The organism is Streptomyces canus, assembly GCF_001514145.1.
Classification (GTDB): domain Bacteria; phylum Actinomycetota; class Actinomycetes; order Streptomycetales; family Streptomycetaceae; genus Streptomyces; species Streptomyces canus.
In genome coordinates this window covers 1-22,625 of record NZ_KQ948658.1, presented here as the reverse complement: position 1 = coordinate 22,625, position 22,625 = coordinate 1, and the positions used below count along the sequence as shown (strand labels likewise).

Genomic DNA, 22,625 nt, shown 5'->3' with positions numbered 1-22,625 from the left:
CACATCTTGCCGTGACCGCGTTCCTTGGGGGGACGAGACGATGACGTCCGAGCACACGCCACAGCAAGTCCTGCACGACCCGGCGACCGGGTTACCGGCGGAGGACGTCGCGGCCGTCCACGCCTACGCGGGCGCGTTCTGCGGCAGGCCCGCCACGGCGGCGGAGCTCGCCGGGGAGGTGCTGGCGGGACAGCAGGGGCCCGCCATGCGTCCGGCGCTCCTGGCGGACGTACGGCGCGCCGCCTTCCAATGGCTGCGGGACAGCCGCTCGGGACTCCTTCTCCGCGACTTCCGGAACTGGGCCCAGCGCGCGGGCGAGACCTTCGGCACGGCGGACACGCTGCGGCTCGTGGAGCACGACGCGCCGCTGCTGCGGGCGTTCGGGGAGCTGGCGGACCAGTCGCGGGCCGCGCTGTGGCTGTGCTTGGCGGAGGGCGAACCGGCGTTCGCCGCCCGAGTGCTGAACACCTCGCAGGAATTCGCCGAGTCGATGGCGGAGTCGGCCCGCTCCCGGCTCGCCGACACCTTCCTGCGACTGCGTGCCGAGCACACGGCCGACGCCCGCTGCGTCCACTACGGCGGCATGCTCGGCGCGATCGCCCGCGGCACGCATCGCGAGACCCCCGCGGATCTCGAACAGCACCTGGAGACCTGCGAGTTCTGCGCCCACGACATCGCGTTGCTGCGCACGCTCACCTCGGGGGGTACGCAGGAGCTACGGCCCCTGCTCGTCGACCGGCTCCTGGTGTGGGGCGGCCCGGCCTACCGCGCGGCGCGGCCCGGGGCCCCGGACACCGCCGCGCACCTCCTCACCTCCGGCACGCCGAGCGCCCCCAGCGCACCAGTGCCCTCAGCCCCACTCGCCCCCGGCGCCCCTCCCCCCGCACCCCCCACCCCGACCGACCCGGGCCCCCGCCGACCCGTGCTCGCCATCGCCGTCGCCGTCGTGGTGACCGCCGCCGCCACCGCCGTGGCGCTGAACCTGCTGTCCGATGTCGGGCAAGGCGAGCGGACCGCCGGTTCCTACGGTCCGCCGGCCGCCGGGCCCCCGCGGTCCCCCTCGGCCTCGGCCTCGCCCTCGGTGTCCCGCGCGGCGGGGACGGTGCTCGCGACCGTCGCGCTGCAGAGCGCGGCCGGGCCCTGTGTCGGCGCGGCCGCCGGTGAGACTCCGGACATCCCCGCCCCGGGCGCCTGCGACGGAGGCACGACACAGCGGTGGCGGGTCGTCGACATCGGGGACGGGGCCGTCGCTCTGCAGCACGTGGCGTCGACGTTCTGTCTGGACATCGCGGGCGACCGGGCGGTGGGCGACCCCATGCAGCTGCGGCCGTGCGCCTACGCGCAGGGAGACGCCGCCCCCTACCCCGAGGACCAGGCGTTCTTCCTCAAGGCCCACCAGGACAAGACCTTCACCCTGGTCTGCCAGGACAAGCCCGCCATCGCCGTGGGGACCACGAACGGCGAGATCCGCATGCTGCCGGCCGGGACCCCCGGCGCGGCGACCCGCTTCGCCCTCGACGACGTCCTGGACAAGGCGCTGGGCAACTGAGCCCCGAATGCCAGAATTTCCCCATGGCGGAAATCCTCCAGAAGGACGGCACATGGGTCTTCGACGGCGACGCTCTGCGGCTGACTCCGGGAAGAGACAAGAACGTCGGGCTGCTGCGCAGAGAACTGGGTGAACTCGTCGTACCGCTGGGCGCGTTGGCGGGCATCTCCTTCGAACAGGGCAAGAAGACGGGCCGGTTGAGGCTGCGGCTGCGCGACGGCGCCGATCCCCTGCTGCACGCGACCGGCGGCCGGCTGACCGAGCCGCACGACCCCTACCAGCTGACCGTGGAGTCGGACCGCTACGGCGTGGCCGAGTACTTCGTGGACGAGGTCCGAAGCGCACTGCTCCTGGACCAGGTCCCCACCGACCCCGTGGACGGGTATCTGCTCCCGGGCCCGGCCGTCCCCCTCGCCGTGTCCGCGGGTGACGGCACCGCCGCCTTCGACGGCGAGCACATCCGGCTGGAGTGGAACTGGAAGACGGAGGACGCCAAGGCCTCCGCGGGGCCCCGCACCCTCGCCCTGACCGACGTCGTCGCCGTGGAGTGGCAGCCCGCGGCCGGCCTGGAGAACGGCCACCTGCGCTTCACCGTGCGGCACGCTCCGACGAAGGCCCCGCCGAAGTACGACCCCAACGCGGTGGAGCTGTGGGGCTTCAAGAAGGACCCGCTGATGGCGTTGGTCGCGGCGGCGGTCCAGGCCAGGCTTCCGCACCCGGCCCGGGCCGCCGCCATCGACGTACGGAAAACGCGGGACGTACGACCGGAAACGCCTTCTTCTCCGGTCGGCTCCGCCGAGGACGGTCACGATGCCCTCCTGCGCCGGCTGCGCGAGCTCGGCGAGCTGCACCGCACGGGTGTCCTGACGGACGAGGAGTTCACGATGGCCAAGCAGGCGATCCTCAAACGGATGTGATCCGAGGCGGGTTACTTCGCCTTGCGAGCCACCGTGAAGTGGTCGATGCGGTCACCGGTCTCGGCGATGCCCGACACCTTCAGCTTGGCGTAGTGGCCCCGTGCCGCGGGTTCCACGTCCACGCGCAGGAAGGAGTAGTTGAGGTAGCGCACCCGGGACCAGGCGACGGTCTCGTTGACCTTGCCGTCCTTGGTGTTGATGAAGGAGGCGACGGAGTCCTGCTCGTTGAGGTGGCCCTCGTAGGAGTCCGGCGCGGTGAACGCGTACAGGCTGCGGCCCGCGGCGCCCGCCGTGACGTAGACGACACCCTCGGTCTCCGAGTAGGCCGTCTCACCGATGGGGAGCTTCTTGGCGACCTTGTCGCCCTTGATGACGTCGGTGCGCTCGTACTGGTGGTTGTGGCCGTTGATGACCAGGTCCACCGTGTACTTCTCGAACAGCGGCACCCACTCCTGGCGCACGCCCCCCTCCGAGGCGTGCGCGGTGGAGGTGCAGTAGGCGCAGTGGTGGAAGAACACGATGATGAAGTCGATGTCCTTCGCGGCCCGGTACTTCTTCAGCTGCCCCTCGAACCACGTGGTCTGGGTGCCGCCGGAGATGCCGAGGTTGGCCGGGATCTCGAAGGAGACGTCGTTCGGGTCCAGCGAGATGATCGCCGTGTTGCCGTGGACGAAGGAGTACACGCCCGGCAGGTGCGCCTTGTCCGGCCCGTTGTCGGGGAGCGTGAAGCGGGCCTCCTCGCCGCCGTAGCCGTTGGGCGAGTACCAGGCCTCCATGTCGTGGTTGCCGTAACTCACCATCCACGGCACGGACTTGGCCACCGACTCGGTCTGGGCGAGGAACTGGTCCCACACGCGCGAGTCGAAACCCGTGTCGGCGGACTTGCCCTGGCCGGCCGGGTCGGCGTAGGCGATGTCGCCGGCGTGCAGGTGGAAGGCCGGGTTCTGGCCGAGGAGCAGGCTGTCGTTGGCCAGGCCGTGGTAGCTGACGCCCTGGTCGCCGAAGGCCGTGAAGGTGAACGGCTTCTTGTGGGCGGGCGCGGTGGTGAAGGTGCCCAGGGTGCCGGTCAGGTGCGGCTCGGCGGGGTCGAAGCCCTGGTGGCCGACGCCGTAGTAGTAGGTCTGGCCGGGGCGCAGCCGGCTCAGCTTGGCGTGCAGGTAGTACTGCGTGTGGTCGCCGCTGGCGCCGACGCCGGCCGGGGTGTACAGGGTGCGCACCTCGGCCTCGATCTTGCGGGAGAGGTCCCAGGGGCGGGCGCCGATCCGGATGAAGGGCTTCTTGACCGCGACCGGCACCTGCCACGAGACGGTCATTTCGGTACGCGCGTCGTTGCCGTAGGCGAGGTGACGGCCGAAGGGGGCGACGAGAGCGCCGTCGACGCTCTCGGCGCCGGCGAAGGTCTGGGTCGGCGTGGCGGCCTGGGCGACGGCGCCCGGCACGAACGCGCCACCCGCGACGGCGCCCAGCGTGACGGCGCCGCCTCTGATCATGTTGCGCCGGGAGAATCTGGCGCGCAGGTACTCGTGCTGCTCGGCCATGCTCATGTGCTCGGCGAGCTGGTCGGGTACGCCCATACGAGGAATGTCCATGACGTCTGAAACTCGTCGCCATGAGCAACGAGGTATAGGACGCAGGATGGACAGCTTGCGAACAGACGTCCATAAGAACATCAACAGCACCTTGCCCGATACCGGGCAGGATTCTTGCGAATCGGCGCGCGGTACCCCAGGATCTACCGGGTGCACGACGACCTGGTTGATCATCTGACGCGGTCCACGCCCCTGAGCCGGGGCGAGGCGCTGCGGGTGATCCAGGACGTGCTCGCCTACTTCGACGAGACGACCGTGGAGTTCGTCCGTCGCCGCCACCGCGAGCTCCAGGCACAGGGCCTGGTGAACACGGAGATCTTCGGACGGATCGAGGCGGATCTGAAATACCGAGCGGTGGCACCGCCCGAGCTCACGCTCAGGCAGCTACGGCGCATCGTCTACGGCTAGGAATACATAGATATGTGCGGAATCGTCGGTTACATCGGGAAGCGTGATGTCGCCCCCCTGCTCCTGGAGGGCCTGCAGCGCCTGGAGTACCGCGGCTACGACTCGGCCGGCATAGTCGTCACCTCGCCGAAGACGGCCGGCCTGAAGATGGTCAAGGCCAAGGGCCGGGTGCGCGACCTGGAGGCGAAGGTCCCGGCCCGCTTCAAGGGCACGACCGGCATCGCCCACACCCGCTGGGCCACCCACGGCGCCCCGTCCGACGTGAACGCCCACCCGCACCTGGACGCCGAGGGCAAGGTCGCCGTCGTCCACAACGGCATCATCGACAACGCCTCCGACCTGCGCCGCAAGCTGGAGGCGGACGGCGTCGAGTTCCTCTCCGAGACCGACACCGAGGTCCTCGTCCACCTCATCGCGCGCTCCCAGGCGGAGAAGCTGGAGGACAAGGTCCGCGACACCCTGCGGGTGATCGAGGGCACCTACGGCATCGCCGTGATGCACGCCGACTTCAGTGACCGCATCGTGGTGGCCCGCAACGGCTCCCCGGTCGTCCTCGGCATCGGCGAGAAGGAGATGTTCGTCGCCTCGGACATCGCCGCACTGGTCGCCCACACGCGGCAGATAGTGACGCTGGACGACGGCGAGATGGCCACCCTCAAGGCCGACGACTTCCGCACCTACACCACGGAGGGCACCCGCACGACGGCCGAGCCCACCACCGTCGAGTGGGAGGCCGCCTCCTACGACATGGGCGGCCACGACACCTACATGCACAAGGAGATCCACGAGCAGGCCGACGCCGTGGACCGCGTCCTGCGCGGCCGCATCGACGACCGCTTCTCCACCGTGCACCTGGGCGGCCTCAACCTGGACGCCCGCGAGGCCCGTCAGATCCGCCGCGTGAAGATCCTCGGCTGCGGCACGTCGTACCACGCGGGCATGATCGGCGCCCAGATGATCGAGGAGCTGGCCCGCATCCCCGCGGACGCGGAGCCCGCCTCGGAGTTCCGTTACCGCAACGCGGTCGTGGACCCGGACACCCTCTACATCGCGGTCTCGCAGTCCGGTGAGACCTACGACGTCCTCGCGGCCGTCCAGGAGCTCAAGCGCAAGGGCGCGCGCGTCCTGGGCGTGGTGAACGTGGTCGGCTCGGCGATCGCCCGCGAGGCGGACGGCGGCATCTACGTGCACGCGGGCCCGGAGGTCTGTGTGGTCTCCACGAAGTGCTTCACCAACACGACGGTGGCCTTCGCCCTGCTCGCCCTCCACCTGGGCCGCACCCGTGACCTCTCGGTCCGCGACGGCAAGCGGATCATCGAGGGCCTGCGCAAGCTCCCCGCGCAGATCACCGAGATGCTGGAGCAGGAGGAGCACATCAAGAAGCTGGCCGAGCAGTACGCGGAGGCCCGCTCGATGCTCTTCATCGGCCGTGTGCGGGGTTATCCGGTGGCCCGCGAGGCTTCCCTGAAGCTCAAGGAGGTCTCCTACATCCACGCCGAGGCCTACCCCGCCTCCGAGCTCAAGCACGGTCCCCTGGCCCTGATCGAGCCGGCCCTCCCCACGGTGGCGATCGTCCCCGACGACGACCTCCTGGAGAAGAACCGCGCCGCCCTGGAGGAGATCAAGGCCCGCAGCGGCAGGATCCTGGCGGTCGCCCACCAGCACCAGGAGAAGGCCGACGAGACGATCGTGGTCCCGAAGAACGAGGACGAACTGGACCCCATCCTGATGGGTATCCCCCTCCAACTCCTCGCGTACCACACGGCCTTGGCGCTGGGCCGGGACATCGACAAGCCCAGGAACCTCGCCAAGTCGGTCACCGTCGAGTAGCACCCCGAAGACAACGGACCCCACGTGATCCACCGTTCACGGGGGTCCGTTTTCATCGCCGGGAAGCCGCCCGACTCCCGGCCCGCGCAGCTGACCGGTGGCCGTCACGCCCCGGCCGGCAGCAGTGGTGCGGTGACCGCTATATGCCCTTCACAAGGGCACAAACACCTCTACGCACGAGTAGATTTACCCATCTCACCTGGGGGAAGGGCGAGTTACGGGATGACGATGACGGGCCGCTTCGCCCGCTTGGCGAGCCGCCCAGCGACAGAGCCGAAGATGCGCCCCACGATGCCATGGGTGGAGCCGACGACGATCGCGTCCGCCTCGTACTCCCGCCCGACCTCCTCGAGCTCGTGGCAGATGTCCCCGCCGCGCTCGACGAGGATCCAGGGCACCTCGGCCAGGTAGTCGGCGCAGGCGAGCTCGAGGCCGAGCACCTCGGTGCGGTGATCCGGCACGTCGACGAAGACCGGTGGCTCGCAGCCGGCCCACACGGTGGTGGGCAGCCGGTTGGCGACATGCACGATGATCAGGCCCGAGCCGGAGCGATGGGCCATGCCGATCGCGTACGCGAGGGCGCGCTCGCTGGAGGTGGAGCCGTCGAAGCCGACCACGACGCCGTGCTTGAAGGCGGGGTCGCAGGAGTGGCGTGGCTCTTCCGCCGCCAGGGGCTCGGCCGCCGTGGGATCGGCGACGGGCCGCTTGCGGTCCGCTGGTTCGAAGAATTCGTGACCGGCCATGGCTGTCTCGGCGTTGTGATCCTTGTGTGGGAGGGACGACAGTGTGCGGCGGAGCTGTGTCCGGGAATCATCTTCCCAACCCCATACCCCCAAGGGTACGGCGGCAAGCCTCCTTCGCCCAGCGCCCGCCCTCGGTCCGTGGGGGTTCCAGGGAGCATGCACGAGGGGGTGCCCGTCACGCAATGGTTGCTGCGTCGTACAGGCGGTTTGCGCAGGGTTCACGTGGCCGCTCCTGCCCCGGACCCGCCGGACGGCCCCTCGATACAGTGACCGACCGGTCGAACGCGCGTTGACCTCCCTGAGCCACCCCGCAGGGAGACGCCACAGGGAGCACGCGATGACCGGACACCGACCGCCCTCCGAGGACTCCACGACGGACGTGGTCCGCTGGGCGGCCTTCAGCTGCGTCCTCGTCCCCGTGGTCCTCGTCTGCTACGGCACCTCGCTGGCCGGCGCGGCGGGCACGGCCCTCGGTCTCGCCGCCGTCACGGCCGTCTGCCGTATCCTCCTGCGCCAGTCGGAACGCGGCGCGGCCCGCCTGCGGGCGGAGGAGCGGGCGCCCCGTCGTGGCCGTCATCACAGGAGCGGCGCCGGGGCCCATCGAGGCGGTCGTCACACCGGGGGAAATACACCGGTCGGCTGACCGGTTTCCATGCACCCGGACGATTCTTTTCAGCCAACTTCCGCCTTGGGCGTGTCCCTTGGGCCAACCACCCCTCAACCCCCGTTCCACCTGCACGGATAGGGTCTCCGGGGCCCTGCGCACCCTACGTGGATTAGCCACTGCCACAAGGCGCACTTCCCTGCACGGCCCACGAGTGCAACGCTTCGTGATCGAATGCTTTACGCCAAGTTGCCATGTCGACAATGTGCCGGATGACGAACTGGTCACGCCGACACGACGGGACACAGTAGATTCGATCTTGACGTCTTACGGCGGGGGACTCGTGCAGGACCGAGGGGAAACGTGCTGGAGCGACATGCCCGACAAGTTAGGGGCGCCGCGACCACCGAGGGGGGCTTAGCAGTATGAGCCACGACTCCACTGCCGCGCCGGAAGCCGCGGCCCGGAAGCTTTCCGGGCGACGCCGCAAGGAGATCGTCGCGGTGCTGCTGTTCAGCGGCGGCCCCATCTTCGAGAGTTCCATACCGTTGTCGGTGTTCGGGATTGACCGCCAGGACGCCGGCGTACCGCGCTACCGCCTTTTGGTGTGCGGCGGCGAAGAAGGCCCACTGCGGACCACAGGGGGCCTGGAACTCACCGCACCGCATGGCCTGGAAGCGATCTCACGCGCCGGCACGGTCGTCGTACCGGCCTGGCGCTCGATCACTTCACCGCCGCCGGAGGAGGCGCTCGACGCTCTGCGCCGGGCGCACGAGGAGGGTGCCCGCATCGTCGGCCTGTGCACCGGCGCCTTCGTTCTGGCCGCGGCGGGCCTGCTGGACGGCCGCCCCGCGACCACACACTGGATGTACGCACCGACGCTGGCCAAGCGCTACCCGTCGGTGCACGTCGATCCACGAGAACTCTTCGTGGACGACGGCGACGTACTGACCTCGGCCGGTACCGCGGCCGGAATCGACCTCTGTCTCCACATCGTGCGGACGGACCACGGCAACGAGGCGGCCGGCGCGCTGGCCCGCCGGCTGGTGGTCCCGCCGCGCCGCTCGGGCGGTCAGGAGCGCTACCTCGACAGGTCTTTACCAGAGGAGATCGGCGCCGACCCGCTCGCCGAGGTCGTCGCCTGGGCGCTGGAGCACCTCCACGAGCAGTTCGACGTGGAGACGCTGGCGGCGCGGGCGTACATGAGCCGTCGTACGTTCGACCGCCGGTTCCGCTCGCTGACGGGTTCGGCCCCGCTGCAGTGGCTCATCACGCAGCGGGTGCTGCAGGCGCAGCGGCTGCTGGAGACGTCCGACTACTCGGTGGACGAGGTCGCGGGCCGCTGCGGCTTCCGCTCGCCGGTGGCGCTGCGCGGGCACTTCCGGCGGCAGCTGGGCTCGTCCCCGGCCGCCTACCGGGCCGCGTACCGGGCCCGCCGTCCGCAGGGCGACAAGCCGGTGGACAGCGACGGCTCGGTGGGTCCGACCGGTCCCGCGCCCAGCCCGCCGGTGCAGCTGCACCCGGACAGCGGTCCGGTGCCGATCCAGAGCCGCCGCACCCCGGCCCCCGTGGGCCCGCCCTCCGAGAACGGCCGTGAGCTGTACGTCGGCGGCCGGGCGAGCCTGCCGGGGCAGCGCAGCGGCACGTGACGTCCCGACACCGGGCGGGCCACCCGGCCCGCCCGGTGTCACCGGTGCTCGCGCCGACGCGGGGCACCACAAAAGCAGACGTCAGCCGTAGGGTGTTCGCATGAACGATCGCATGGTGTGGATCGACTGCGAGATGACCGGCCTCTCGCTGTCCGACGACGCGCTCATCGAGGTTGCCGCCCTCGTCACCGACTCCGAGCTCAACGTGCTCGGCGACGGTGTGGACATCGTCATCCGCCCGCCGGACCAGGCGCTGGAGACGATGCCGGAGGTGGTGCGTCAGATGCACACCGCGTCCGGACTGCTCACGGAGCTGTCCGGCGGCACGACGCTCGCCGACGCCGAGGACCAGGTCCTCTCCTACGTCCGCGAGCACGTCAAGGAACCCGGCAAGGCCCCGCTGTGCGGCAACTCCGTCGGCACCGACCGCGGTTTCCTGCTCCGGGACATGCCCACCCTGGAGGACTACCTCCACTACCGGATCGTGGACGTCAGCTCCGTCAAGGAACTCGCCCGGCGCTGGTACCCGCGGGCCTACTTCAACAGCCCGGAGAAGAACGGCAACCACCGCGCCCTCGCCGACATCCGCGAATCCATCGCGGAGCTGCGCTACTACCGCGAGGCGATCTTCGTCCCGCAGCCCGGACCCGACTCCGACACCGCGAAGACGATCGCCGCGAAGCACGTTCTGCCTGGGCGGTAAAAGCCGGGCGCGAGCACCCCTTCAGACCCTGTACACTTTTTCTCGGCCGGTCGGGGAAACCCAGGACAGCCGAACATGGTGGGTGTAGCTCAGTTGGTAGAGCACCTGGTTGTGGTCCAGGTGGCCGCGGGTTCAAGTCCCGTCACTCACCCCACTCACCTCAGCCGGTGATCCTGGAGACAGGGTCACCGGCTGAGGTCGTTTCAGGAGTCGGACGCCCTGAGCAAGGCGCGCGCGGCCTTGCGGAAGGCCGCGACCAGCCGGCTCCGCTCCTCGGCACGGGTCGCGAGGACCACATGGGCCGGGTCGACACCGTGCAGCGGGACCGCGGTGACGTCGGGGCGGAGCGCACCGGCCCGGGGCAACGCCGTGATGGCCAGGGCCTGTCCCGAGGCGACGAGTTCGAACTTGTCCTCCAGGGCGTCGGCCAGGGGACCGTCGGGTGCCGGTCGGCCGTCCGGCCGGGGGTCGATGCGCCAGTACGCGTTCCAGACCGGGTCGGCCACCCGGACCAGGGGCTCGTCGGCGATGTCGTCGAGGGTGACGGACTCCTTGCCGGCGAGGCGGTGACCGACCGGGAGCACCAGGACCCGGGGCTCGTCGTAGAGGACCGTCACCTGCGCCCCGTCGGTCGGGAAGGGCAGCCGGGTCACCAGTACGTCGACCTTGAGCTCGGGCAGGGCCGTGGTCCGCTCGCCCCAGTCGACGTGTGCGGTCCTGACGTCGGCGTCCGGGAAGCGCTCGCGCAGTGCGCGCACCGCCGGGGTGACGATGATGCCCGCCGTGTACCCCACGGTGATCCGGCTCGGCTCGGCGGCCGCCCGGGCAAGGTTCGCCGCCTGGGCCGCCGAGCGCAGCAGCGCCTTCGCGCGGGGCAGGAAGACCTCCCCCGCCTCGGTGAGCCCGCTCCCCTGCGGGGTCCGCTCCAGCAGTCGCGCGCCCAGTTGCTGCTCCAGCCGCTGGATCTGCCGGCTCAGCGACGGCTGGGTGATGTGCAGCGCGTCGGCGGCCCGGCCGAAGTGCCGGTGCTCGGCGACGGCCGTGAAGTACCGGACCAGCCGGAGGTCGAGGTCGGTCATGCCCGAAGCGTACGCCCGGGTTCGCGCCCGGTCTCCCGCTGAAACGGCTGCCATCTGCTGTCATGCCTGATGCGTATTGCGCAATGCGGAACAAGCTTTGGACTCGACCGGTCTCTCCTTCGCACGCTGGGACCCTCACCCGTCACAGCGAAGGATCACCATGCGTGTATTCGTCACCGGTGCGACCGGCTTCGTCGGTTCCGCCGTCACCCGTGAACTCCTCGACACCGGGCACGAGGTCCTGGGCCTGGCCCGTTCGGACCGGTCCGTGGAGGCACTGAAGTCCGCGGGAGCGGAGGTGCACCGCGGGGACCTGAACGATCTCGACAGTCTGCGCCGGGGTGCCGAGGCGGCCGACGGGGTCGCCCACCTGGCGTTCATCCACGACTTCACCAACCTGACCAGCTCCGGCGAGGCCGACCTGCGGGCGATCGAGGCCATCGGGTCCGTGCTCGAAGGGACCGGCAAGCCCTTCGTGGTCACCTCGGGGCTGCTGACCGCACCGGGGCGCCTCGGCACCGAGGAGGACCCGGCCGACCCGGACTCCCCCGCCAAGCACCGGCACGCCTCGGAGTTCGCGGCGCTCGCGCTCGCCGAGCGCGGGGTGCGCTCGTCGGTGCTGCGGCTTCCGCCGAGCGTGCACGGCGAGGGCGACATCGGCTTCGTGCCCATGTTCATCGACTTCGCGCGCGACAAGGGCGTCTCGGCCATGGTGGGCGACGGCTCCAACCACTGGGCGGCCGTGCACCGGCTCGACGCGGCCCGGCTGTTCCGGCTGGCCCTGGAGGCGGCCCCGGCGGGCGTTCGGCTGCACGCGATCGGGGACGAGGGTGTGCCGTTCCGTGAGATCGCCGAGACCGTCGGGCGGGGACTGGGGGTGCCGGTCACGAGCGTGGCCCCCGAGGACGCGACGGACCACTTCGGCTGGCTCGGCCGTTTCGCCGCCATCGACATGCGCGCGTCCGGCACGCTGACCCGGAAGCTCCTGGACTGGCAGCCGGAGCAGCCCGCACTGATCCCGGACCTGGAGGCGGGCCACTACTTCAGGACCGCCTGAGCCACCCGGCTACGACACCGCCCGCCACGCCTCGACCAACTCCCGTACGCCGTCGAACCGTTCACCCGGCTCCGCACACGTGGCCCGTTCCACGACCGCGAGCTGTGCGGCCGTACCGCGAAAGCCGTCCTCGCCCGGGCCGGCGTCCAGGAGGAGGCGGGCGGTGCGCCCCAGGACGTGGACGGTGGTGCGGAGGTCGATGGTGGCGCCGCGCCGCCACTCCTCGGGGGCCATGAAGCGGGTGGAGCCCGGGAGGCGGTCCTCGGTCAGGGCGAACGGGCCCGGGCGGTACTCGTCCAGGTCGATCAGGTGGAGCTCGTGGGCGGCGAAGTCGTAGAGGAAGGCGCCGTCGTAAAGATCCACGGCGACCTGGCCCGCCGCCTCGACCGCGAGGTGGGCGTCCAGGATGCGGTCCAGGGCGTGGTGGACGCGGGCGAGGGGCAGGGCGTGGAAGCGGGCGCGGGCGGTGCGGTCGTAGAGGATCTCGCCGTCGCGCCACGGCATCACGACGGCCGTACGGCGGTCTCCCACGGTGATCCGGTGCAGCTGCGGGACGATCGCCGGATGCCGGACCGTGCGGTGGAAGGACCAGGCACGGTCGAGCGAGCGCTGGGCCCGGTCGGTCGTGGCCTCCTTCACGAACCAGCGGGTGCCGTCGGGAAGTCGGACTCCGTGGGAGAGGCAGCCGGAATCCTGTTCGCGGAAGGAACGGAACACCTGGCCCACGGTCCGCAGGTACGGCTCGGTCCCGGGGATCTCGTCAACGTCCAGCAGAGGATGAGCAGTCATGACCTTCCAGCGTGATCCTTGCGTTCAACCTCTTGACGCTGAGGTCAGGACGACGCCCGCGCCACCAGTTCCGTGGCCAGGACCACCTGTCTGCGCTCCAGGCCCCGGGAGACCGCCGGGCGGCGGTCGGCGATCTCCGTGAGAAGGAGGTCGATCATGTGGCGGCCCATCTCCTCGATGGGCTGGCGGACGCTGGTGAGGGGCGGGTCCATGTGGCGCGCTATGGCCGAGTCGTCGTAGCCGATCAGGGCCACGTCGGAGGGGATGCCCCGGCCCTCCTCGCGCAGGACCTGGCGGGCGCCGGCCGCCATGACGTCCGAGCCGGCGAAGACCGCGTCCAGGTCGGGGCGGCGGGCCAGCAGCTTCGTCATCGCCCGGCGGCCGCCCTCCTCCGTGAAGTCGCCGGGTTCGATCAGCCGCTCGTCCACCTCGTGGCCCGCGTCGCGCAGTGCGTCCCGGTAGCCGTCGACGCGGCGCTGGGCGCCGTACACGTCGAGGCGGCCGGTGATGTGCGCGATCGCGCGGCGGCCGCCGGCCAGGAGGTGCTCCACGGCCGAGCGGCCGCCGCCGTAGTTGTCGGAGTCCACGGAGGGGAGGGTTTCCGCTGCCGAGCGCGGGCCGCTGATCACCGCCGGGATCTCCAGCTGGGACAGCAGGTCGGGAAGCGGGTCGTCGGCGTGGACCGACACCAGCAGGACGCCGTCGACCCGGTGCGCCGCCAGGTACTGGGCCAGGCGCCGGCGTTCGCGGTCGCTACCCGCGAAGATCAGCAGGAGCTGCATCTCGGTTTCCGAGATCTCGGCCCCCACGCCCTTCAGCATGTCCGAGAAGTACGGCTCCGCGAAGAACCGCGTCTCCGGTTCGGGCACGACCAGCGCGATCGCGTCCGTGCGGTTGGCCGCCAGGGCCCGGGCCGCGGTGTTCGGGACGTACCCGAGCTCCGCCACCGCCGCCTCGACCGCCGCGCGGGTGGCGTCGCTGACCCGGGGCGAGCCGTTGATCACCCGGGAAACGGTGCCCCGGCCGACGCCGGCGCGCGCGGCGACCTCTTCGAGGGTGGGCCGGCCACCGCTTCGGCTCCGCGCTCCGTGGCTTGCCATGGGCTCCGCCTTCCCACCGTGTCTCTAAGCTGGCCTGGAATTTAACAGTCCCGCGTGGGGGCGTGACGGTCACGGGGGCCGGTGGCCCCGCACCTCACCGCTTCCTGCCCGAGGGCCGGGCGGTCCGAGTGGTTCCAGTTAACAGGCTGATAACTGAAGGCATCTCCCCTCGCGCACTCCCTTGACACCCTCGCTCCAACCCGCGAACCTTCAACACATCACAAGTGGGAGCGCTCCCACGGTACCTGACACATAAATATCCCGCACGTTCCCCGCCCGAGCCGCAGCATGAACTAACGGGTCCAACAACGCAGTTGGCCGGGGGGTCGGCACGTCAGGCAACAGGAGGACGCAATGCGCACGACTACCCGCCGGTCCCACCGGCTGTTGGCCCTGGCGGCCGTCGCCGCACTGACTACGGGAGTGCTGGCCGGCTGTGCCGGCGACTCGGACGACGGCGACTCGTCGGGTTCGGGCAACAACTCCGGCGGCGGCAAGACCACGCTGACCGTCGGCACCTTCGGAGTCTTCGGCTACAAGCAGGCCGGTCTCTACGACGAGTACACGAAGCTGCACCCGGACATCACCATCAAGGAGAACGTCACCACCCGCACCGACGTCTACTGGCCGAAGGTCCTCACCCGGCTGCAGGCCGGCTCCGGCACCGACGACATCCAGGCCATCGAGGTCGGCAACATCACCGAGGCCGTGCAGACGCAGGGCTCCAAGTTCGTCGACCTCGGCAAGGACGTCGACAAGTCGCAGTGGCTGGACTGGAAGAACGCCCAGGCCACGACCGCGGACGGCAAGCTCATCGGGCTCGGCACCGACATCGGCCCGATGGCGATCTGCTACCGCAAGGACCTGTTCCAGAAGGCCGGTCTGGAGACCGACCGCACCAAGCTCGCCGCACAGTGGAAGGGCGACTGGAACAAGTACGTCGACCTCGGCAAGCAGTACATGAAGAAGGCGCCGAGCGGCACCAAGTTCGTGGACTCGGCCTCCTCCGTCTACAACGCGGTGCTCAACGGTGAGAGCGAGCGCTACTACGACAAGAGCGGCAAGGTCGTCTGGGACAAGTCCAGCGGTGTGAAGAACGCCTGGGACGTCGCGATGTCCGTGGCGACCAGCAACATGTCGGCGAAGCTCAAGCAGTTCGACAAGCCGTGGGACCAGGGCTACGCGAACGCCTCCTTCGCCACCGTGGCCTGCCCCGCCTGGATGATCGGTTACATCCAGGAGAAGTCCGGTGACGCGGGCAAGGGCAAGTGGGACGTGGCGGCCGCGCCGACCGCGGGCAACTGGGGCGGTGCCTTCATCGGCGTGCCGACGGCGGGCAAGCACCAGAAGGAGGCCATCGCGCTGGCGAAGTGGCTGACCGCGCCCGAGCAGCAGGCGAAGGTCTTCGCCAAGCAGGCGAGCTTCCCGTCGGCCCCCGCGGCCTACTCGACCCTGAAGCCGGCCCCCGCCACCACGGAGTTCTTCAGCAACGCGCCGATCACGCAGATCTTCTCCGACGCGGCGAAGACCATCCCGGCACAGATCTTCGGCGTCAAGGACCAGCCGATCAACACCGCGCTGACCGACATCGGCATCCTCCAGGTCGAGCAGAAGGGCAAGTCGCCCGAGCAGGGCTGGGACGCGGCCACGAACGAGATCAAGGACGTGCTCGGCCAGTGACAAGCCCCAAGCAGGCACTCGCGCATCCCGCGTCGAGCGCCGAGGCCGCGCCCGGCTCCCAGCCGGGCGCGGCCCGGGGCGCTCACGGTCGCGGTACGCCGCCGCCCGAGGACAAGAGCCCCTGGCGCAGCCGGCTGTACCGCTGGGACATGAAGGCGTCTCCGTACGTGTTCATCGCCCCCTTCTTCGTCATCTTCGGGGCGTTCTCGCTGATCCCCCTGCTGTACACGGCCTGGTACTCGCTGCACGACGTGCAGTTGTCCTCGCTGGACACCCAGACCTGGGCGGGCCTGGACAACTACCAGAACCTGCTGTCCTCGGACTTCTTCTGGAACGCCCTCAAGAACACCTTCACCATCGGTGTGATCTCGACCGTGCCGCAGCTGATGGCGGCGATCGGACTGGCGCACCTGCTCAACTACCGGCTGCGCGGCTCGACCGTCTGGCGGGTCGTGATGCTGACCCCGTACGCCACCTCGGTGGCGGCGGCGACCCTCGTCTTCACGCTGCTGTACTCGTGGGACGGCGGCATGGTCAACTGGCTCCTCGACTTCGTGGGCATCGACCCCATCAACTGGCGTGAGTCCGACTGGGGTTCGCAGTTCGCGGTGTCGTCGATCGTGATCTGGCGGTGGACCGGCTACAACGCGCTGATCTACCTCGCGGCGATGCAGGCGATCCCGGCCGACCTGTACGAGTCGGCGGCGATCGACGGGGCCAACCGCTGGCAGCAGTTCATCCACGTGACGGTCCCGCAGCTTCGGCCGACCATCCTGTTCACGGTGGTGGTCTCCACCATCGGCGCGACCCAGCTCTTCGGTGAGCCCCTGCTGTTCGGCGGGGTCAGCGGCTCCAAGGGCGGCTCCGAGCACCAGTACCAGACGCTCGGCCTGTACATGTACGACCAGGGCTGGATCATCGGCAACCTCGGCAAGGCGTCCGCGATCGCCTGGTCCATGTTCCTGATCCTGTTGATCGTCGCCGCGATCAACCTGCTGGTCACCCGACGTCTGAGGAAGTCCCAATGACCACCAGTGAACTGACGCTGCCTCAGGCAGAGCCTCAGGCGGGGAAGAAGCGGGGCCCCTCCCGTCGGGTGATGGGCGCGGGCAAGCAGCTGCACGCGGGCCCGGTGACCTATCTGGTCCTGGCGGTCTTCGCGCTCGTCTCGCTGGCGCCCCTGGTGTGGACGGCGATCGCGGCCTCGCGCACCGACCACCGGCTCGCCGAGACGCCGCCGCCGCTGTGGTTCGGCGGGAACCTGTTCAAGAACATGCAGACCGCGTGGGACGAGGCCGGCCTCGGCACCGCGATGCTCAACAGCGTGATCGTCGCGGGCGCCATCACGATCAGCACGGTGCTGTTCTCCACGCTCGCCGGATTCGCCTTCGCCAAGCTGCGGTTCAGGTTCTCGGGCTTTCTGCTGCTGCTGACGATCGGCACGATGATGATCCCGCCGCAGCTGGCGGTCGTACCGCTGTATCTGTGGATGGCCGACCTCGGGTGGTCGAACCAGCTCCAGACGGTCATCCTGCCCACTCTGGTGACGGCCTTCGGCACCTTCTTCATGCGGCAGTACCTGGTGCAGGCGCTGCCGAGCGAGCTGATCGAGGCGGCCCGGGTGGACGGGGCGAGCAGCATCCGGGTGGTGTGGCACGTGGTCTTCCCGGCCGCGCGGCCGGCGATGGCCGTGCTCGGGCTGCTGACCTTCGTGTTCGCCTGGAACGACTTCCTGTGGCCGATCATCGCCCTGAACCAGCAGAACCCGACCGTGCAGGTCGCCCTCAACTCGCTGGGCACCGGTTATGTCCCCGACCAGGCCGTGATCATGGCGGGCGCGTTCCTCGGCACACTGCCGCTGCTGATCGCCTTCATCCTGTTCGGCAAGCAGATCGTGGGCGGCATCATGCAGGGTGCGATCAAGGGCTGACACCCCTCATACGGCTTTTCCGCCATCCCTCCTGGGGCCGGGCCGGCGCCGCCTCGGCCCCTTCACTCCCCTCCCCCTTCATCAGTCGCTCTGACGACCTCCAATGGGAGCGCTTCCATGCCTGAGTCCGCAACGCCGGCGACCCCGGTGACCTTTCCCCCCGCCTTCCTGTGGGGCGCCGCGACCTCCGCCTACCAGATCGAGGGGGCGGTGCGGGAGGACGGCCGTACGCCCTCCATCTGGGACACCTTCAGCCACACCCCGGGCAAGACGGCCGGCGGCGACCACGGTGACATCGCTGTCGACCACTACCACCGCTACCGCGACGACGTGGCGCTCATGGCCGACCTGGGCCTGACGGCGTACCGTTTCTCGATCTCCTGGTCCCGGGTGCAGCCGACCGGCCGCGGCCCCGCGGTCCAGCGGGGTCTGGATTTCTACCGTCGGCTGGTGGACGAGCTCCTCGCGCACGGCATCAAGCCGGCCGTGACGCTCTACCACTGGGACCTGCCGCAGGAGCTGGAGGACGCGGGCGGCTGGCCGGAGCGCGACACGGCCTACCGCTTCGCCGAGTACGCGCAGATCGTCGGGGAGGCGCTCGGCGACCGGGTGGAACAGTGGATCACCCTCAACGAGCCGTGGTGCGCGGCCTTCCTGGGCTACGCGTCCGGGGTGCACGCGCCGGGCCGTACGGACCCCGCGGCCTCGCTGAAGGCGGCGCACACGCTGAACCTGGCGCACGGACTGGGCACGTCGGCGCTGCGCGCGTCGATGCCGGCCCGCAACTCGGTGGCGCTCAGCCTCAACTCCTCGGTGGTCAGGCCGTTCTCGCAGGACGCGGCGGACCTGGCGGCGGCGCAGAAGATCGACGACCTGGCCAACGGTGTCTTCCACGGGCCGATCCTGCACGGGGCGTATCCGCAGACGCTGTTCACGGCGACGGAGCTGATCACGGACTGGTCGTTCGTGGAGGACGGCGATCTCGCGCTGATCAACCAGCCGCTGGACGCGCTGGGCCTCAACTACTACACGCCGGCCCTGGTGTCGTCCGCCGACGCGGAGACCAGTGGGCCGCGCGCCGACGGTCACGGCAGCAGCGCGCACTCCCCGTGGCCCGGGGCGGACGACGTCACCTTCCACCAGACCCCCGGTGAGCGCACGGAGATGGGCTGGACGATCGACCCGACGGGTCTGCACGACCTGATCATGCGCTACACGCGCGAGGCCCCGGGCCTGCCGCTGTACATCACGGAGAACGGCGCGGCCTACGACGACAAGCCCGACCCCGACGGCCGCGTCCACGACCCCGAGCGGGTCGCCTACCTGCAGGGCCACCTCGCCGCGGTCCGCCGCGCGATCGCCGACGGCGCGGACGTCCGGGGCTACTACCTGTGGTCCCTGCTGGACAACTTCGAGTGGGCGTACGGCTACGAGAAGCGTTTCGGCGCGGTCTACGTGGACTACGCGACGCTGGAACGGACACCCAAGTCCAGCGCCCTCTGGTACGGCCGGGCAGCCCGCACGGGCACGCTCCCGGAGGTCCAGAGCATTCAGTAGCCACCGCGAAGACGGGGGTCGGGGGAACGGGGCGCGGCAGCCGAGGGGGGTGCCGCGCCCCGCCGGTCTCACCGCGGGGCAGGTCGTGTCAGCGTGATTCCCGTACGACCACCACGTCGCCCGGCGCCACCGCCACCCGGCCGCCGTCGACGCGCTCCCCGCTCAGCAACTCGGTTGCCTGCGGAGCCACTGGTACCTCGGCGTTCCGCTCACCATGGTTGATCAGGAAGAGGTAGTCCGCGTCCTCGCCCCTGCGCAGCACCGCCTCCACGCCCTCCGGCGTCTTGCGTACCGGCGCCACGCCCGCCTCGGTGCGGATGCGGTCCAGCAGGGCCGTGAGCGTCGTCGGGTCCGGGTTGGTGGCCAGGTACCAGGCCACGCCCTCGCCATAGGTGTGCCGGGTCACCGCGGGGACGCCGGCCAGGGGGCCTTCGGCGTACGACGTCACGGCGTCCGCGCCGGCCAGGCGCACTCGCTCCGACCACAGGGACGCCGTACCGCCGCCGTCGAGGGCCACCGTCTCGTCGGGCAGGAGCGGGAAGAGTTCGTCCGTGCTGACGCCGAGTGCCTCGCGGAAGGCGCCCGGGTATCCGCCCAGGCGGACATGGCAGTTGGCGTCGACGGCCCCGCTGTGGAAGCCGACGACCAGGGTGCCGCCGCCCGACGCGAAGCCGGTCAGGTTCTGCGCGCCCTCGTCGTCGACCAGGTAGAGGGCGGGGGCGAGGACGAGGCGGTACTGCGACAGGTCCGCCGACGGGTGGACGAAGTCCACGGCCACGCCGGAGCGCCACAGCGGCCCGTACCAGGCGCGCACCAGGTCGAGGTAGCGCACCGACTCGCTGGGCTGGGAGGGGAGTTCCAGGGCCCAGCGGGCGTTCCAGTCCCAGACGACGGCGACCGAGGCGGGGCTGGTACTGCCCCGCACCTCCGCCAGCGCCTTCAGGTCCGCGCCCAGCGCCACCACGTCACGCCAGATCTGGCTGTCGGTGCCGGCGTGCGGGAGCATCGCCGAGTGCCACTGTTCGGCGCCCGCCTTCGCGGCCCGCCACTGGAAGTAGGCGATGCCGTCGGCACCTCGGGCGACGTGCCCCAGGGCGTTCCGGCGCAACTCGCCTGGATTCTTGGCCCGGTTGACGGGCTGCCAGTTCACCGCGCCCGTCGAGTGCTCCATCAGCAGCCACGGGCCGCCCGCCAGCGAACGGACCAGGTCACCGCTGAGCGCGATGTCGATCTCCGACTCGGGGTCGGTGGACCGCAGGTAGTGGTCGTTGGAGACGACGTCCAGCTCCGGTGCCCAGCGCCAGTAGTCCAGCGCCTCGAAGTTGTACATCACCATGAAGTTGGTGGTGGCCGGCACCGAGGGGGCGGCCTCCCGCAGCACCTCGCGCTCCGCCTTGTAGAGCGACAGCAGTGCGTCGCTGCAGAAGCGGCGCCAGTCCAGCTGGTGGGTCGGGTTGGGCACGGCACCGGTGGCGCGGGGCGGGATGATCTCGTCCCAGTCGTAGTACCACTGGCTCCAGAAGGCCGTACCCCAGGCGTGGTTCAGGGTTTCCAGATCGCCGTACCGCGACCGCAGCCACACCCGGAACGCCTCCGCGCTCGCGTCGCAGTAGCACTCCGCGTTGTGACAGCCGTACTCGTTGTGGATGTGCCACATCACGACGGCCGGGTGGTCGGCGTACCGCTCCCCGAGCACCCGGGCGATCCGCAGGGCCGCCTCCCGGTAGGCGGGGCTCGACGGGCAGAACGTCTGGCGGCTGCCGTACGACAGTCTCCTGCCGTCCCTGTCGACCGGCAGCGCCTGCGGGTGCTTGCGGAAGAACCAGGCCGGCGGGGCCGCCGTGGGCGTCGCCAGGTCGGCGGCGATGCCGTTCTCGTGGAGCAGGGCGAGGATCTTGTCGAGGCGCGCGAAGTCGTACTCGCCCTCGCGGGGTTCGAGGAGCGCCCACGCGAAGATGTTGATGCTGACCATGTTCACGCCCGCCTCGCGCATGAGGCGTACGTCCTCGGCCCAGACCTCCTCGGGCCACTGCTCCGGGTTGTAGTCGCCGCCGTAGGCGATGCCCTCCGGGATCATCGGGCGTCTCCCGCGAGCAGCCGCCGGGTCGTCTCCACGCCCCACTGGTCCAGCGACAGCAGGCGGTCGCTCGACGCCATCAGGCCGCCCGTGGCCTCCACGTGGGCCGCCCAGCGCTCGCGGGTCTCCACGGCGGGGCGGGCCATCAGGCAGTCCGGGTCGTTGACCCAGAGCCGGCCGTGCTGCCACTGGCGGCCGACGCCGGTGAACTCGGCCGGGTCCTGGCCCGGCTGGCTGTAGTCGTCGGCCTCGGGACGGCGGTGCGGGGCGGTGTCGGGGCTGACCCGCATCGCGTCGAACAGGCCGATGGAGGGCAGGACGGGCGCCCCGCAGCCGAGCAGGTAGGCGTCCTCGCCGATGGCCTCGCGGATCAGCTCGATCCCCGAGCGGTACGCCGTGAGCGCGTCCGCGGCGGAATGCCGTACGCCCTCCAGCGCCCCCGCGTACAGGAAGTCGACCTTGAAGTAGTCGTAGCCCTCGGACACCAGGGTCCTGAAGACCGACGTCAGATACTCCGCCGCCTCGGGGTGGGTCGTGTCCAGGACGCACAGGTCGTGGCCCCAGTTGCGGCCGGCGTGCAGGAAGCCTCCGTCGAGGTCCTCGACCAGCCAGTCGGGGTGCTCGGCGGCCAGGTCACTGGCCGGGTCGACCAGGAAGGGGGCCGTCCAGATGCCGGCGCGGCGGCCCCGGGCCCGGATCGCGTCGGCGATGCCCGCGCGGGAGCGGAAGCGGCCGGAGAGCGTGAGCCAGTCGCCGAGGGCCTTCTGGTAGCCGTCGTCGATCTGGACGACGTCGATGGGCAGGTCGAGGGTGTCCATCGCACGGAGGTTCTCGTGGATGTCGTCCTCGGTGACGCTCGTGAAGTACTCGTACCAGGAGCACCAGACGGTGGGCGCCGGGCGGGGGGCCTCGACCCCGAGTCCGGCGGCCCACTCGGCCAGCGCCGACTGGATGTCCGTACCCGTGAACTCCTTCACCGGCCCGTCGGCGGAGATCTCCGCCACGGAGCCTTCGGCGACCAGGCGGATCGACGGGACCTCGTGCAGCGGGTCCGTCGCCGCCCACAGCCGTACCGGCGATCCGTCGCCCGGGTCGAGCGCCAGCAGCCCCTCGCCCTGGAAGGCGCCTTCGGGGACGGTGACACCCGGCCGGTAGCAGACCGTCGCCCAGTTGTCGTTCGTCGGGCGGTACGGCTTGTCGCCGAGGGCGTAGGCGCCGCTGGGGCTCCAGGACTGCCAGCCCTCCTCGTGGACGCGGGCCTTTCGGGGATCCACGGGCACGGAGGCGAGCGGCGTGAAGGGGTGGGGCACGGTGGTTCTCTCTCAGGTGAGGGCGGTCAGCCCTTGTTGGCGCCGAGGGTCAGT

Annotated in this window: 19 protein-coding genes and 1 tRNA gene; 13 read left to right on the top strand and 7 right to left on the bottom strand. The window is 70.4% G+C overall.

Annotated elements, in window-relative coordinates; all coding sequences use genetic code 11:
• Positions 1 to 40: 40 nt before the first annotated feature.
• Together AQJ46_RS09635 and AQJ46_RS09630 are read left to right on the top strand one after the other, a co-directional pair.
• Positions 41 to 1,549 carry an RICIN domain-containing protein gene (locus AQJ46_RS09635; protein ID WP_059205170.1) on the top strand — a complete coding sequence of 503 codons (1,509 nt, stop codon included), beginning with the start codon at positions 41 to 43 and terminating at the stop codon, positions 1,547 to 1,549.
• A 23-nt stretch (positions 1,550 to 1,572) separates the two neighbouring features.
• Positions 1,573 to 2,466 carry a DUF4429 domain-containing protein gene (locus AQJ46_RS09630; protein WP_059205169.1) on the top strand — a complete coding sequence of 298 codons (894 nt, stop codon included), beginning with the start codon at positions 1,573 to 1,575 and terminating at the stop codon, positions 2,464 to 2,466.
• A gap of 11 nt (positions 2,467 to 2,477) precedes the next feature.
• On the opposite strand, the gene AQJ46_RS09625 is transcribed toward AQJ46_RS09630, so the two are convergent.
• Positions 2,478 to 4,040, bottom strand: coding sequence for a purple acid phosphatase family protein (locus AQJ46_RS09625; RefSeq protein ID WP_059205168.1), 1,563 nt, complete (start codon positions 4,038 to 4,040; stop codon positions 2,478 to 2,480).
• 165 nt (positions 4,041 to 4,205) lie between these two features.
• Between AQJ46_RS09625 and AQJ46_RS09620 the strand changes: the two genes are divergently transcribed.
• Together AQJ46_RS09620 and glmS are read left to right on the top strand one after the other, a co-directional pair.
• Positions 4,206 to 4,463 (top strand): hypothetical protein, encoded by a 258-nt coding sequence (locus AQJ46_RS09620; protein ID WP_057609677.1) that lies wholly within the window; start codon positions 4,206 to 4,208, stop codon positions 4,461 to 4,463.
• Between the two features lie 12 nt (positions 4,464 to 4,475).
• A complete protein-coding gene (gene glmS, locus AQJ46_RS09615; protein WP_057609678.1) occupies positions 4,476 to 6,293 on the top strand; it encodes a glutamine--fructose-6-phosphate transaminase (isomerizing) in 1,818 nt (605 codons plus the stop codon).
• Between the two features lie 215 nt (positions 6,294 to 6,508).
• On the opposite strand, the gene AQJ46_RS09610 is transcribed toward glmS, so the two are convergent.
• A complete protein-coding gene (locus tag AQJ46_RS09610; protein WP_020123262.1) occupies positions 6,509 to 7,036 on the bottom strand; it encodes a universal stress protein in 528 nt (175 codons plus the stop codon).
• Positions 7,037 to 7,373: 337 nt separating this feature from the next.
• On the opposite strand from AQJ46_RS09610, the gene AQJ46_RS09605 reads away from it, so the two are divergent.
• From AQJ46_RS09605 to AQJ46_RS09590, 4 genes are all read left to right on the top strand, one after another.
• Positions 7,374 to 7,679: a hypothetical protein gene (locus tag AQJ46_RS09605; RefSeq protein ID WP_057609679.1), complete on the top strand. Its 306-nt coding sequence runs from the start codon at positions 7,374 to 7,376 to the stop codon at positions 7,677 to 7,679.
• 386 nt (positions 7,680 to 8,065) lie between these two features.
• On the top strand, positions 8,066 to 9,289 hold the full coding sequence (locus AQJ46_RS09600; protein ID WP_057609680.1) for a GlxA family transcriptional regulator: 1,224 nt from the start codon (positions 8,066 to 8,068) through the stop codon (positions 9,287 to 9,289).
• Between the two features lie 100 nt (positions 9,290 to 9,389).
• Entirely contained in the window at positions 9,390 to 9,992 is a 603-nt protein-coding gene (orn, locus tag AQJ46_RS09595; protein WP_057609681.1) for an oligoribonuclease, read from the top strand.
• Between the two features lie 78 nt (positions 9,993 to 10,070).
• A tRNA-His gene (locus AQJ46_RS09590) sits at positions 10,071 to 10,146 on the top strand.
• 49 nt (positions 10,147 to 10,195) lie between these two features.
• Here AQJ46_RS09590 and AQJ46_RS09585 read toward each other — a convergent pair.
• Positions 10,196 to 11,071 carry a LysR family transcriptional regulator gene (locus tag AQJ46_RS09585; protein WP_079072204.1) on the bottom strand — a complete coding sequence of 292 codons (876 nt, stop codon included), beginning with the start codon at positions 11,069 to 11,071 and terminating at the stop codon, positions 10,196 to 10,198.
• A 160-nt stretch (positions 11,072 to 11,231) separates the two neighbouring features.
• Here AQJ46_RS09585 and AQJ46_RS09580 point away from each other — a divergent pair, with 160 nt between their 5' ends.
• Positions 11,232 to 12,128: an SDR family oxidoreductase gene (locus AQJ46_RS09580; RefSeq protein ID WP_059205166.1), complete on the top strand. Its 897-nt coding sequence runs from the start codon at positions 11,232 to 11,234 to the stop codon at positions 12,126 to 12,128.
• A gap of 9 nt (positions 12,129 to 12,137) precedes the next feature.
• On the opposite strand, the gene AQJ46_RS09575 is transcribed toward AQJ46_RS09580, so the two are convergent.
• Together AQJ46_RS09575 and AQJ46_RS09570 are read right to left on the bottom strand one after the other, a co-directional pair.
• Entirely contained in the window at positions 12,138 to 12,917 is a 780-nt protein-coding gene (locus AQJ46_RS09575) for a serine/threonine protein kinase (RefSeq protein ID WP_059205165.1), read from the bottom strand.
• Positions 12,918 to 12,961: 44 nt separating this feature from the next.
• The gene (locus tag AQJ46_RS09570) at positions 12,962 to 14,017 is read right to left on the bottom strand and encodes a LacI family DNA-binding transcriptional regulator (RefSeq protein WP_057609685.1); all 1,056 of its coding nucleotides are present in this window, start codon (positions 14,015 to 14,017) and stop codon (positions 12,962 to 12,964) included.
• A gap of 354 nt (positions 14,018 to 14,371) precedes the next feature.
• Here AQJ46_RS09570 and AQJ46_RS09565 point away from each other — a divergent pair, with 354 nt between their 5' ends.
• From AQJ46_RS09565 to AQJ46_RS09550, 4 genes are all read left to right on the top strand, one after another.
• Positions 14,372 to 15,697, top strand: a complete 1,326-nt coding sequence (locus tag AQJ46_RS09565; RefSeq protein WP_059205164.1) for an ABC transporter substrate-binding protein — start codon at positions 14,372 to 14,374, stop codon at positions 15,695 to 15,697.
• Positions 15,694 to 16,725, top strand: a complete 1,032-nt coding sequence (locus AQJ46_RS09560) for a carbohydrate ABC transporter permease (RefSeq protein WP_057609687.1) — start codon at positions 15,694 to 15,696, stop codon at positions 16,723 to 16,725. Before AQJ46_RS09565 ends, AQJ46_RS09560 begins: the two co-directional genes overlap by 4 nt.
• Positions 16,722 to 17,627 (top strand): carbohydrate ABC transporter permease, encoded by a 906-nt coding sequence (locus AQJ46_RS09555; protein WP_199873685.1) that lies wholly within the window; start codon positions 16,722 to 16,724, stop codon positions 17,625 to 17,627. The genes AQJ46_RS09560 and AQJ46_RS09555 overlap by 4 nt, the downstream gene beginning before the upstream one ends.
• A gap of 117 nt (positions 17,628 to 17,744) precedes the next feature.
• Positions 17,745 to 19,184, top strand: a complete 1,440-nt coding sequence (locus tag AQJ46_RS09550; protein ID WP_059205163.1) for a GH1 family beta-glucosidase — start codon at positions 17,745 to 17,747, stop codon at positions 19,182 to 19,184.
• Positions 19,185 to 19,272: 88 nt separating this feature from the next.
• On the opposite strand, the gene AQJ46_RS09545 is transcribed toward AQJ46_RS09550, so the two are convergent.
• Positions 19,273 to 21,261, bottom strand: a complete 1,989-nt coding sequence (locus AQJ46_RS09545; RefSeq protein ID WP_059205162.1) for a beta-galactosidase — start codon at positions 21,259 to 21,261, stop codon at positions 19,273 to 19,275.
• Entirely contained in the window at positions 21,258 to 22,571 is a 1,314-nt protein-coding gene (locus tag AQJ46_RS09540) for a glycoside hydrolase family 36 protein (protein WP_059205161.1), read from the bottom strand. The genes AQJ46_RS09545 and AQJ46_RS09540 overlap by 4 nt, the downstream gene beginning before the upstream one ends.
• Positions 22,572 to 22,625 lie beyond the last annotated feature (54 nt).

Bases quoted from the DNA above. Each gene is read 5' to 3' on its own strand.
- AQJ46_RS09635 (WP_059205170.1), top strand. From the start codon at position 41: ATGACGTCCGAGCACACGCCACAGCAAGTCCTGCACGACCCGGCGACC.
- AQJ46_RS09630 (WP_059205169.1), top strand. From the start codon at position 1,573: ATGGCGGAAATCCTCCAGAAGGACGGCACATGGGTCTTCGACGGCGAC.
- AQJ46_RS09625 (WP_059205168.1), bottom strand. From the start codon at position 4,040: ATGGGCGTACCCGACCAGCTCGCCGAGCACATGAGCATGGCCGAGCAG.
- glmS (WP_057609678.1), top strand. From the start codon at position 4,476: ATGTGCGGAATCGTCGGTTACATCGGGAAGCGTGATGTCGCCCCCCTG.
- AQJ46_RS09610 (WP_020123262.1), bottom strand. From the start codon at position 7,036: ATGGCCGGTCACGAATTCTTCGAACCAGCGGACCGCAAGCGGCCCGTC.
- AQJ46_RS09605 (WP_057609679.1), top strand. From the start codon at position 7,374: ATGACCGGACACCGACCGCCCTCCGAGGACTCCACGACGGACGTGGTC.
- AQJ46_RS09600 (WP_057609680.1), top strand. From the start codon at position 8,066: ATGAGCCACGACTCCACTGCCGCGCCGGAAGCCGCGGCCCGGAAGCTT.
- orn (WP_057609681.1), top strand. From the start codon at position 9,390: ATGAACGATCGCATGGTGTGGATCGACTGCGAGATGACCGGCCTCTCG.
- AQJ46_RS09585 (WP_079072204.1), bottom strand. From the start codon at position 11,071: ATGACCGACCTCGACCTCCGGCTGGTCCGGTACTTCACGGCCGTCGCC.
- AQJ46_RS09580 (WP_059205166.1), top strand. From the start codon at position 11,232: ATGCGTGTATTCGTCACCGGTGCGACCGGCTTCGTCGGTTCCGCCGTC.
- AQJ46_RS09575 (WP_059205165.1), bottom strand. From the start codon at position 12,917: ATGACTGCTCATCCTCTGCTGGACGTTGACGAGATCCCCGGGACCGAG.
- AQJ46_RS09570 (WP_057609685.1), bottom strand. From the start codon at position 14,017: ATGGCAAGCCACGGAGCGCGGAGCCGAAGCGGTGGCCGGCCCACCCTC.
- AQJ46_RS09565 (WP_059205164.1), top strand. From the start codon at position 14,372: ATGCGCACGACTACCCGCCGGTCCCACCGGCTGTTGGCCCTGGCGGCC.
- AQJ46_RS09555 (WP_199873685.1), top strand. From the start codon at position 16,722: ATGACCACCAGTGAACTGACGCTGCCTCAGGCAGAGCCTCAGGCGGGG.
- AQJ46_RS09550 (WP_059205163.1), top strand. From the start codon at position 17,745: ATGCCTGAGTCCGCAACGCCGGCGACCCCGGTGACCTTTCCCCCCGCC.
- AQJ46_RS09545 (WP_059205162.1), bottom strand. From the start codon at position 21,261: ATGATCCCGGAGGGCATCGCCTACGGCGGCGACTACAACCCGGAGCAG.